At 35.0% G+C, this 12,362-nt stretch carries 8 protein-coding genes; 5 read left to right on the top strand and 3 right to left on the bottom strand.

Annotated features, from left to right (window positions below):
• Nucleotides 1-66 precede the first annotated feature (66 nt).
• Complete coding sequence (locus HNQ00_RS07925; RefSeq protein ID WP_173837793.1) at nucleotides 67-606, top strand: lipid-binding SYLF domain-containing protein; 540 nt, start codon at nucleotides 67-69, stop codon at nucleotides 604-606.
• 91 nt (nucleotides 607-697) lie between these two features.
• On the opposite strand, the gene HNQ00_RS07930 is transcribed toward HNQ00_RS07925, so the two are convergent.
• Together HNQ00_RS07930 and HNQ00_RS07935 are read right to left on the bottom strand one after the other, a co-directional pair.
• On the bottom strand, nucleotides 698-1,360 hold the full coding sequence (locus HNQ00_RS07930; protein ID WP_173837794.1) for a hypothetical protein: 663 nt from the start codon (nucleotides 1,358-1,360) through the stop codon (nucleotides 698-700).
• Nucleotides 1,361-1,512: 152 nt separating this feature from the next.
• Complete coding sequence (locus HNQ00_RS07935) at nucleotides 1,513-2,205, bottom strand: DUF2461 domain-containing protein (protein WP_173837795.1); 693 nt, start codon at nucleotides 2,203-2,205, stop codon at nucleotides 1,513-1,515.
• A gap of 422 nt (nucleotides 2,206-2,627) precedes the next feature.
• Here HNQ00_RS07935 and dnaK point away from each other — a divergent pair, with 422 nt between their 5' ends.
• Nucleotides 2,628-4,511: a molecular chaperone DnaK gene (gene dnaK / locus HNQ00_RS07940; RefSeq protein ID WP_173837796.1), complete on the top strand. Its 1,884-nt coding sequence runs from the start codon at nucleotides 2,628-2,630 to the stop codon at nucleotides 4,509-4,511.
• 358 nt (nucleotides 4,512-4,869) lie between these two features.
• On the opposite strand, the gene HNQ00_RS07945 is transcribed toward dnaK, so the two are convergent.
• Nucleotides 4,870-7,410 (bottom strand): zinc-dependent metalloprotease, encoded by a 2,541-nt coding sequence (locus HNQ00_RS07945; RefSeq protein WP_173837797.1) that lies wholly within the window; start codon nucleotides 7,408-7,410, stop codon nucleotides 4,870-4,872.
• Nucleotides 7,411-7,733: 323 nt separating this feature from the next.
• On the opposite strand from HNQ00_RS07945, the gene corA reads away from it, so the two are divergent.
• From corA to HNQ00_RS07960, 3 genes are all read left to right on the top strand, one after another.
• Nucleotides 7,734-8,804 carry a magnesium/cobalt transporter CorA gene (corA, locus tag HNQ00_RS07950; RefSeq protein WP_173837798.1) on the top strand — a complete coding sequence of 357 codons (1,071 nt, stop codon included), beginning with the start codon at nucleotides 7,734-7,736 and terminating at the stop codon, nucleotides 8,802-8,804.
• A 57-nt stretch (nucleotides 8,805-8,861) separates the two neighbouring features.
• Nucleotides 8,862-10,955, top strand: coding sequence for a phosphate acetyltransferase (gene pta, locus HNQ00_RS07955; protein ID WP_173837799.1), 2,094 nt, complete (start codon nucleotides 8,862-8,864; stop codon nucleotides 10,953-10,955).
• 110 nt (nucleotides 10,956-11,065) lie between these two features.
• Nucleotides 11,066-12,250: an acetate/propionate family kinase gene (locus tag HNQ00_RS07960; protein WP_173837800.1), complete on the top strand. Its 1,185-nt coding sequence runs from the start codon at nucleotides 11,066-11,068 to the stop codon at nucleotides 12,248-12,250.
• Nucleotides 12,251-12,362: the final 112 nt, after the last annotated feature.

The following is a 12,362-nucleotide window of genomic DNA, read 5'->3' on the forward strand; positions in this document are numbered from 1 at the left end:
TGTTAAAAGTAAAAAGTTTTATCTTTGAACTAATAAAAACAATTAATTATTTTAAAAAGAAATATTATGAAAAAAGTAAATATGATCATGTTGGTATTGGTAGCTTTTGCAATCAACACGACGGCAGTTTTCGCTCAATCAGACGCTAAAAAGACTAAAATTATAGAAGACAGCAGAATGGCTAAAATGGAGTTTGTGAAAAGTGATGCTTTAATGGCAAATCTTTTTGACAGCGCTGCAGGATATGTGATTTTTCCTAACGTAGGTAAAGGTGGTTTAGGAGTAGGAGCAGCTGCAGGAAACGGAGTTGTTTATGAAGGTGGTACTATGGTAGGTATGGCAAAATTGTCTCAACTAAGTATTGGTTTTCAAGCTGGTGGACAAGCATACCGTGAGGTGATCTTTTTTCAGTCAAAAGCTGAATTAGAACGTTTTAAAGAAAGTCGTTTTGAATTTTCTGCACAAGCATCAGCAGTGGCTGCAACAGAAGGAGCATCTGCTAATGTAAAATACACTGAAGGTGTAATGGTATTCACCATGCAAAAAGGTGGCTTAATGTATGAAGCTTCAGTAGGTGGACAAAAATTCAAATTCAACAAAATGTAATAATTATAGTAGCCTTCGGGTTACTTTTAAATATAAAAAAAGGTACTCACTTGATTGTGAGTACCTTTTTTTATATAACGAAATTATCTAATTACTTTTTATTAAAAGCCACATCTGCGTGAACAGCAACTTCGCTCCATGTTTTGCTAATACCATCTTTACCAGTGTGTAATGCTTCACATGCTTTATTGATTGAAGCTACAGCTCCAAGAGCATCCCAGTTTTCTAAGTTCATAACACCATCAAAAGAGGCTCTTGTATCACCATTAGCAGTATATTTCATAGGAATGTTTGCTGTTTTACCGTTTAAAACAACGTCAATCGAACAAGTATTATCTGTAGCTACTTTGAATTCTCCGTCAATGTTTGCCGTGTTTTTCATTGCTCCAAAAAAGAATTTTAAGATTTTTGGATCTCTTGTTCCAGTAGTTTCATTTGTAAATAAACTACTAACAGGGATGCTAAATTTAGTTCCGTTTAATGCTTCAAGCGGCGTCTTCCCTTCTGTAGTGTTTGAAAGTTTGATTTCCTTGAATGTACCACCTACAGCTACTTTATCTGTGGTTTTGTATGCTGTAAAACTAACCTTTGTAGAGTCATTGATTACTGTGTAAGTACCTTCGCTTGTAGCGGTATTCTCAGTAGTTGTCGTCTCTGTTTCTGCTGTTGTTTCTTCAGTTTCTTTTTTGGTGTCTTTGCAGCTTACTGCTGAAATCATAATAACACTAAGCGCGAGAAATTTTAATTTTTTCATTTTACTAACTATTTTATAAAGTTTATGTAAAATTAATCAATATTCAAGAGATGCTGATTTTTAAGCGCTTTTTGTTTGCAAGGTGAATGTTAAATTAGGCACAACTAAATGTTAACAATTGTTAATTAATTATGCTATAAATGACCTGAAAATTATTCTATTGTAGATTCTCCGTTTAAATCAGTTGTTAAGACTGCGCTCATGTAGTCAAAAAAAGGTCTGATACTCTGGTAAATTGCATTGACGGTTTGAACAAAATCAGGAGCTTGAACTTCTTTGTCAGTAAAACTATGCTTAAAGGTGAACTGTTTGTGTCGTAATAAATCAATTGCTTCGTTGTCTTTATCGTAGCCTCGAGGTTGGGTGAGTACTTTTTCTCCAACCATCTCTTTAAAATTTTTAACGATTGCTTTATTTTTAAGTACGTCACGCCATTCGTTTGAATTTCTATCAATATCTTGCCTAATCCTTTTTAAGTCGGCTGCATTGGGAGACGAGAATCCACAAGCTAAGTAGCTGTTTCCTCTTGCAATGTTCATATAATAACCACCTCTTCTTGATGCTGAAGCTCTAGTAAGTTTAAAAGCAAAGCGAACCTTGTACGGTAATTTGCTTTTACTAAAACGGACATCGTTATAAATGCGGTACACACTTTTTTTACCCGTTTGCTCTTCAATTACATCGTGGGTATTCATTAGTGAGATAAGTTCGCTTACAAAGGCAACCACGTTTTCTTGAGCGTCTAAGTAGGTTGCTTTATTCTCATTAAACCACTCTCTATTGTTGTTTTTATCTAGAGTTTTTAAAAAGTCAAAAGTGCTAGGCTTAATTGTAACGCTACTCATATTAGGTGTTTTAAAAAGTTTATTATTGGATACATCCAAAAATACAGAAGTTTTTAAGTAGAATCTTAATTGAGTAGTTAAACTTTTCTTACAGTTTCAATGCGCTCTGGTTTAAAGCTGAAAATGTAGCATATAGGGATAATGAGACACCTGGTTTCTCTTTATATGTACACATTGTAGAGTAAGACTATAGTTTGATTTTTATTCGAAAATTAAAAAGACGGTGGAAACAGGAAAGCTTGACAGTGTAGATCGAGTTGCTGATATAATGACAGTAAGCTGAAAATGTCATGTTGTCAGATTATATTCGGTCATTTTAACATAAACTGACAATTACTATAGTTGAAATGTGTTGGCACAGTGATTGCTTTACAGTCATCAAGTATTAAAAATGAGTATACATTAAATTAAATATATTAAAAATGGGTAAAATAATCGGAATTGATTTAGGTACGACAAACTCTTGTGTTTCTGTAATGGAAGGTAATGAAGCAGTTGTTATTCCTAATGCAGAAGGAAAAAGAACTACACCATCTATCATCGCTTTTGTTGAAGGTGGAGAAATTAAAGTGGGAGATCCAGCAAAAAGACAAGCGGTAACAAATCCAACTAAAACAATTGCTTCTATTAAACGTTTTATGGGACAAGGTTTTGGTGAAGTTTCGGCTGAAGCAAAAAGAGTTTCTTACAAGATTGTAAAAGGAGACAACAATACACCACGTGTTGATATTGATGGTCGTTTATATTCTGCTCAAGAATTGTCAGCAATGACTCTTCAAAAAATGAAAAAAACTGCTGAAGACTATTTAGGTCAAACAGTTACTGAAGCAGTTATTACTGTTCCTGCTTACTTTAATGATGCACAACGTCAAGCTACAAAAGAAGCTGGAGAAATTGCAGGTCTTAAAGTAATGCGTATTATCAATGAGCCAACTGCTGCGGCATTAGCTTACGGATTAGACAAAAAAGGAACTGATCAAAAAATTGCTGTTTACGATTTAGGTGGAGGTACATTTGATATCTCTGTTCTTGAATTAGGAGACGGAGTTTTTGAAGTATTGTCTACAAATGGTGATACTCACTTAGGTGGAGATGACTTTGACCATACTATTATTGACTGGTTAGCTGATGACTTTAATACTGAAGAAGGTATTGATTTACGTCTTGACCCAATGTCATTACAACGTTTAAAAGAAGCTGCTGAGAAAGCAAAAATTGAATTGTCTTCTTCTACAGAGACTGAAATCAACTTGCCTTACGTTACAGCTACAGCTTCAGGACCTAAGCACTTAGTAAAAAAATTATCTAGAGCTAAATTTGAGCAATTAACTGATTCATTAGTAAAACGTTCTATGGCACCAGTTGCTAGAGCGTTGAAAGATGCAGGTTTATCTGTTTCTGATATTGACGAAGTTATCTTAGTAGGTGGATCTACACGTATGCCAAGAATTGCTGAAGAAGTTGAAAAATTCTTTGGTAAAAAAGCGTCTAAAGGAGTTAACCCTGATGAGGTTGTTGCAATTGGAGCAGCTATTCAAGGTGGAGTTCTTTCTGGAGATGTAAAAGATGTATTGTTACTTGACGTTACACCTTTATCTTTAGGTATCGAAACTATGGGTGGAATTATGACTATCTTAATTGAAGCTAATACTACTATCCCAACTAAAAAATCTCAAGTTTTCTCTACAGCTGCAGATTCTCAACCTACTGTTGAACTACACGTTCTTCAAGGAGCTAGAGCAATGGCTGCTGATAACAAAACTATCGGACGTTTTAACTTAGACGGTATTCCACCAGCACCAAGAGGAGTTCCTCAAATTGAGGTTTCTTTTGATATTGATGCAAATGGTATCATCAAAGTTTCGGCTACTGATAAAGGAACTGGAAAATCTCACGATATCCGTATCGAAGCTTCTTCTGGATTAACTTCTGAAGAAATCGAAAGAATGAAACAAGACGCTGAAGCTAACGCTGAGTCTGACAAAGTTGCAAGAGAAAGAGCTGAAAAATTGAACGAAGCTGATGGAATGATCTTCCAAACTGAAACTCAATTAAAAGATCTCGGAGATAAATTAGCTGATGATCATAAAGTTGCTGTAGAATATGCATTAACTGAATTGAGAATGGCTCACCAATCTCAAGATATTCCAGCTATTCAAACTGCACTTGATAACATCAATGCTGCTTGGAAAACTGCTACTGAAGCAATGTACGCTCAAGGAGAACAAGGTCAAACTGCTGGAGAGCCACAAGCTGCTGCACAAGGAGATGATGTTCAAGATGTAGACTACGAAGAAGTAAAGTAAGTAGAAAACCAATTTTGTTTAACAAAATTGTGTGAATCCCGATAGTTATCGGGATCTAGAATCTTACAACATTATATTAAAACCGTTCACTTAGGTGAGCGGTTTTTTTTGTGCCTATTTTTTACACTAGCAGTAAATTGCTTTTTGTAAATTTGATGCAGCTCTATCACTGAGGTAATTATATTTGATCAACCCACTAAAGATGGACTAGGAGGTGGTTATAAAAAGTAATTAAAAAGGATTGTAGTTTGGATATTAGTTATTTAGCTGTTGCGCTACCTATGTCGTTTTTTTATTGCATAAAAAAATCCGTCTCAAAGCTGAGACGGATTTTAAAAATAGTGTTTAAAAGTATCCTTTATTTAGGATCAAGAGCTTGCTCAATACGGAATGCTAAATCCAGTAAATGTAGTTTAGATAATTTATCTGTTGACTTTGCAGCAGCTGCTTTTAAAGCCACTTTCAAACTCATTAATTGACCTCTAGTGATAGAAGGTAAGTCGGTGTCGTTTAAGTCTAGTTGTCTTGTTTTAGACCTCGAAGAAGAACCTACAGAAACAGTACCAGGTGTTAGCATCTCAGATAATTTACTCACATATAATTTTTGCAAATTACGTCTGTACATATCAATAGGAGCGTTTGTTTTTAACTCAGAAAAAATACCGTCACGTAAGTCGGTCATTAAATCATCTACAGAGTAGTATTGTTTGCCCTGAGAAGATGCCTCCATTAAGCGTAACATTCGGTCTCCAGCTAAAACACTGTTTAAAGTTGATTTTTGCATCTCTTTTATAGCTTCAACTCCATTGTCTGGGTTGATTTTAGCATATATTTTTTGATCCATCAACCATTTAGGAGTAGTAAAAAGCTGCTTGTTTAAAAACGTTACCGCTTCGATTTGAATTGCTTTAGGTACGATTTCGAATTGATCGCCTTCCATGTCATAGGTTTTAGGTGTATCATAAATACCTCCAATGTTTTTTGTAACATGCCCCATGTATCTTTTAAATTGTCCAGTTAAAGCACTGTACATGTCATCTAATTCAGAGTAGCTTTCTCCTTTTTCAGAGCTCCATTCAATTAAATTAGGAAGAATTCTTTGTAGGTTTTTAATACCATAAGCCGATGCTTTCATAGCATTGTCTCCAATATCTTCTGTTTGATATCTCGGATCATAAGGACTAGATTCAGTTCCAAACCAAAGGCGGCGATTTTTATATGCCTCTTTTGTCATCTCGTTTAAGATGCTTTTTTCTTCTTTCTCTGTTTTAGCTTCTGGAAAATAAGAATATCCCCATTTGATAGCCCATTTGTCATAGTCACCAATTCTTGGAAAGAAATTAGTAACCCCATCTTCAGGCTGTGCAACATAGTTAAAACGTGCGTAATCCATGATAGATGAAGTGTGACCATTTTTAGCTTGATACTCCTTGTCTCTTAATTTTTCAACTGGTGTTGCTGAACTAGCTCCCATATTGTGACGAAGACCTAAAGTATGTCCTACTTCATGAGAAGAAACAAAACGAATAAGTTCTCCCATTAATTGATCGTCAAATTGTTTTTTTCTAGCTTGAGGATCTACTGCTGCAGTTTGAATTAAATACCAGTTTCTTAATAAACTCATGATATTGTGATACCAACCAATATGACTTTCAAGTATTTCTCCCGTTCTAGGATCATGAACATTTGGTCCGTAAGCATTTTGAATATCTGCAGCAAAATATCTCAAAACAGAAAAACGAGCATCTTCTAAGCTCATTGTAGGATCATTCTCTGGCCAATATTCGCCACGAATGGCATTTTTCCAACCAGCAGCTTCAAACGCAACTTGCCAGTCATCGATTCCAGCCTTGATAAATTTTCTCCATTTTTCTGGAGTCGCAGGATCTATATAATAAACAATTGGTTTTGCGGGTTCGATTAATTCCCCATTCTTTTGTTTAGCAGCATCTTCTGCATTTTTAGGTTCTAATCTCCATCTTACAGCAAAAACTTCTTTCTCTGATTTTTGAGACTCCTCTTCAAACACATCGTACTGGTTTGCAAAAAAACCAACGCGAGGATCAAATGTTCTCTTACGCATAGGCACTTTTGGCAAGGCGATCATCGAAGTATTCAGCTCTACCGTTAACACACCTGAATCTAAAGCTGATGGCAAATTAGTACCAATTTTTGGTGTGGGACTTAAAGATATTAAATTAGGAGTCGTAGCATAGGTTTTTACCGTTTGAATCTCTGTATTAATGGGGTAACTACTCACCTTTTGAATAAAAGAGCGGTCTTTTTGGAATGCTTGGATATTTAATGACTGTTTTTTTCTAGGATCCAATGAAAAAGTCTGTACGTCTGCCTCAAATGTAGGAGTCATATCAATCACATACGCCAATTCTTTTTTGCCTCCATCTTCTTTTTTAATAGCTAAGATATCGTAGCTAGCAATAATGGGGTCAGTTGAAGAGTTTTTAACTGCTTGTGCCATAGGTTTTCCTTCATCAGGAGACATAATCACATATGTTACAGAACGCATTAAGATCGTGTTGTTAAGGCCTTTTTCAAACTTGATCACTTGTCGATTGACTTCTTCACCGCCAAATATTCCACCGCCAGCTGGTGTTCTTGAGAAACGAGTTATCGTCATGATCTCAGTATCAATAAGCGCTGCAGGAATTTCGAACAGGTACTTATTATCTATTTTATGAACATCAATTAATCCTTTTTGAGTAACCGCACTAGTGTCAATTACTTTATTATAAGGTTTAGGTTCTTTTTTCTCGTCTTTTTTGGGTGTTGCAGCAGCTGTCGTAGGTTCCTTTTTCTTTTTGCGCTGTGCAAATGTTTCAGTTGTACTGCATGCAGATAATGCAATAGCAGCCAATAGCGTAATTCTTAATTTTGACATATCAGTTTTAAAGGTTAGGGTTATTAGTGTAGTATTAGCATAAATTATAGTACTTAAGAGCTAATTTTATGTTTAAATTCACTTAAGTGAATGATTCTAGTTTAATAATGCAATACTTTCGTGAGACGCTAAAAATTGAATTTGTTACAATTTGAAATACTATTTTAACTTTTGTTAATCACTTTTATCAAGATGTTTATCTCTTGTGCAGCTTCACACGAGTAAAAACATCTTTTAAGCCATAAAAGTTGTTGATTTTTATCAATCAAATAGCTAATCAGTGCCAAAACTTTTTTGTAATATTACTGTATATAAGAAGTGGAATGAGAAAGATTAAATACAAGAAAAATAGAAAAAACCAGATTAATCCGCTGGAATATACGGGTAAGCATAAGAAGTTTGAATCACAAATGCAGCTCTTTGTTTATAATGATGAAAATGTAGTAGAATACGAAGATATCGAATTTGAAGATTTACCTAAAAATATTGCTAGTGATCAAATAAATTGGCTCAACTTACATGGCCTTAATGAAATAGAATTGATACAATCTATAGGTTCACTCTTTAAATTAGATAATTTTATTTTATCAGACATTTTAAATACCTCCAGAAGAACACAAGTAGAGGAATCAGCAGACAATTTGTTTTTTAATATAAAATCGTTACTTCCCACAGAGCACTCCGACAATATTAGTGTTGAGCAAATTAGCTTTTTAATAAAGGATGGACTACTGATTTCGTTTCAAGAAAAACGTTCTGATTTTTTTACACATATTAGAGAACGCATCAGGCAACATACCGGCATGGTACGTTTAAAAGGAGCTGATTTTCTTTTATACTTGCTTCTGGATGCTATTATGGAGAATTTTTATATCACAATAGAAAATGAGGAAGACAAGGTTGAGGATTTAATTAGTTTATCTAAAACCAGTGCTGACCCTGAGATTCTTGTTCGAATTGAAAAGCACAGAGATAATTTTAATTTCTTAAAACGTTCTATCATTCCGCTGCGAGATTCCCTTTTTGCTATTAAAAGTTTGAAAGAAGACGATGATTTTGAGATAATTAAACAAGAAACATTCAGTTATTATTCTCGTTTGCATCAAAAAACTTTAGAGTTATTAGAACAAATAGATTCTGATATGATGATATTAGAGAGTGCGTCTAATTTTTTCTTTTCGTCTCAATCTCATAAGATGAACGAAATCATGAAAACATTGACCATTGTTTCTGCGATTTTCATTCCGCTAACATTTATTGTTGGAGTGTACGGAATGAATTTCGAACACATGCCTGAATTAAAATATCAAAATGGATATTACACAGTAATAGGTATCATGGTTGTAATTGGAATCATCATGATATTTTATTTTAAAAAAAGAAAATGGTTTTAAAACCGTTTGAAAGGCTTATTTTTAGTAAATAAAAGTACAATAGTAAAAATATAGAGGATGAATAAAGCCATATATATAGCCACATCTGAACACAACAGTGGTAAATCAATTATCACGCTTGGCTTGATGAATATGTTGATTGGTAAGACAGCTAAAGTAGGTTACTTTAGACCTATTATCGAAGATTTTGAAGATGGTAAGGTAGACAATCATATCGAAACCGTTATCTCTCATTTTGAGTTGGATATTGCTTTTGAAGATGCCTATGCAATCACAAAAAGTAAACTGATAAAGAAAAAAAATAAAGGTAAAATAGGAGAGGTCTTAGATCTTATTATCGAAAAGTACAAGCGCTTAGAAGAGCAGTTTGACTTTGTTCTTGTCGAAGGAACAAGTTTTAGCGGAGAAGGCACAGTTATCGAATTTGATATGAATGTGCTCATCGCTAAAAACTTAGGAATACCTACCATAATTGTGGGTTCGGGAATAGATAAAACAATAGAAGAACTTACAGATAGTTTGTACTTAGCATACGACTCGTTTAAGGTACGTGAAGTTGAAGTATTAGCCGTGGTTGCAAACAAGGTGCTTGAGGAAAATATAGTACTCGTCACCGAAACGCTAGCGGCAAGCTTGCCTGCAACAGTCTTAGTAAACGCAATTCCTATTATATCTAGCTTGAACAATCCTACTGTTAAAGAAATGGTTGATGCGCTAGGCGCTACCGTTTTATTTGGTAAGGAATTTTTGAATAATGAGATAGGAAATTACAGTGTAGGAGCAATGCAACTGCATAATTACTTGCTGCACTTAAAAGAGCATGCGCTAGTAATTACTCCAGGAGATAGAGCTGATATAATTTTAGGTGCTTTACAAGCGAATGAATCGGCTAATTACCCTACAATTTCTGGAATTATTCTAACTGGAAATATTGTTCCTGAACCGAGTATTATTAAGTTGATCGAAGGTTTAACTACTATCGTTCCTATTCTTGCTGTAGAAGGAGGTACTTACGGAATCACAAATAAAATAGGGAACATTAAATCCCAAATTTATGCGGATAATACGATGAAGATCGAAACCTCGATTAACACATTCGATAAATACATCAATACTGAAAAGCTAGACACCAAATTAAGTGCTTTTGAAGCAGAAGGCATGACACCTAAAATGTTTCAATACAACTTAGTTAAAAGGGCTAAAAAGCACCGTAAGCACATTGTTCTACCCGAAGGAAATGACGACCGAATATTGATTGCTGCTTCTCGTTTAATGGCCATGGATGTGGTGGATATTTCTATCATAGGGAATAAGAAGCAAATAGAAAGTAAATTAATCGAACTTGCAATTACATTAGATTTTAGTAAAGTAGACATCATTAATCCTACAGAATCAAGTAAGTACGATGATTACGCAGCAACCTATTATGAATTGCGTAAGAATAAAAACGTAACTATTGCCATGGCTAGAGATTTAATGGAGGATGTGTCTTATTTTGGAACTATGATGGTTTATAAAGGTGATGCAGACGGTATGGTTTCTGGTGCTGCGCATACCACACAACACACAATTTTACCGGCTTTACAGTTCATTAAAACTAAACCGAATTCAAGCGTAGTGTCATCAGTATTTTTCATGTGTTTAGAAGATCGCGTTTCTGTCTTTGGTGATTGTGCTATCAATCCTAATCCCACTGCAGAACAATTAGCGGAAATAGCCATCTCCTCTGCCGATTCTAGTATGGCTTTTGGTATCGAACCTAAAGTAGCCATGCTATCGTACTCTTCTGGAGCATCTGGAAAAGGAGACGAAGTAGACAAAGTTCGCAAAGCAACCCAAATCGTTAGAGAAAAACGCCCCGATCTTAAAATTGAGGGACCTATTCAATATGATGCGGCTGTCGATAAAATCATAGGGTTGAGTAAAATGCCAAATTCTGAAGTTGCTGGTCAAGCAAGTGTATTGATATTTCCTGATTTGAACACAGGGAACAATACGTACAAAGCAGTGCAAAGAGAAACCGGCGCACTAGCAATAGGCCCAATGCTTCAAGGTTTAAACAAGCCCGTTAATGACTTAAGTCGCGGTTGTACAGTTGATGATATTATTAACACAGTAGTAATTACAGCTATTCAAGCGCAAGGGTTATAAAAGGAAGTTTAAAGTTTATGGTTTAAAGTTTAAAAAAAATATATACAGAATAATTCAATCCACTCACCTTAATCTTTGGAGAGGGGTGGGGAGAGAAAAAAATAAGTTCAATGAAAATACTCATTATAAATTCAGGTAGTTCTTCGATAAAATATCAAGTAATTACGATGCCAGAGCAAGAAGTGATTTGCACTGGTATGATTGATAGAATAGGTTTAGAAAGTTCTAATTTTACCTATACCACAGACAAAACTAAGTTAGAAGAGCGTTTGCTTATTCCAGATCACAAGTCGGGTTTACTTAAGATTGCCAATTTGCTAATGAATGAGAATGTAGGTATTATAAAATCTACTGACGAGATCGTGGCAGTAGGTCACCGTGTAGTGCATGGTGGTACCTTCTTTTCAGGAACTACAATTATCGATCAAGATGTAAAGGATAAAATCGAGGCCTTAGCTGTTTTAGTGCCGCTACACAATCCTGCTCATTTGGTGGGAATCAATGTAGCTGAAGAAATTTTTGCAACAGCAAAACAGGTAGCTGTATTTGACACCGCTTTTTATCAATCAATTCCAGAAGTTGCGCATAAATATGCAATTCCGAATGAATTTTATGATAAAGATAAAATACGTCAATATGGTTTTCATGGAACTAGTAATAAATATGTTTCTGAAAAGGCGATTGCTTATTTAGCTAAGAGTAGTAAATTAATTAGCATTCACTTAGGCAATGGTTGCAGTATTACCGCTATTAAAGACGGCAAAGCTGTAGATCATTCCATGGGATTTTCTCCCTCTAATGGATTGATCATGGGAACAAGAAGCGGCGATATCGACCACTCTTTAATATTTTACTTGATTAACACGTTAGGATATAGTAGTACAGCAGTTAATGATATCTTGCTAAAGAAAAGTGGTATGCTAGGTTTAACAGGTTTTAGTGACCTACGAGAAATTGAATCAGAAGCTGAAAAAGGAAACGAGGAGTGCCTACTGGCATTGGCCATGAATGCCTACCGTATCAAGAAATACATCGGTTCGTACGCTGCAGTTTTAAATGGTATTGATGCTATTATATTTACGGCAGGAATTGGTGAGAATTCCTCAAACATTAGAAAATTGGTGTGTACAGATATGGACTATTTTGGAATCGAAATCAACGATGCATTAAATGAGACGCGCTCTAAAGAAATGCGTGAGATCAATACTTTAACTTCAAAAGTGAAACTACTAGTGATTCCTACAAACGAAGAAATGGAAATTGCCAAGCAGGTTTATGAGCTGTTAGCAGTATAGATATGTAGCATTTAAATAATCACAAGCTTCTCTCAAGAGAGGCTTTTTTTGTGCTGTTTTCTAAATAAATGTAATTATATTTGAGAACAATTACACTTCTGATAAAATTTCT

This window comes from Flavobacterium aeripolare (genome assembly GCF_013294025.1).
In the GTDB taxonomy this organism is placed as follows: domain Bacteria; phylum Bacteroidota; class Bacteroidia; order Flavobacteriales; family Flavobacteriaceae; genus Flavobacterium.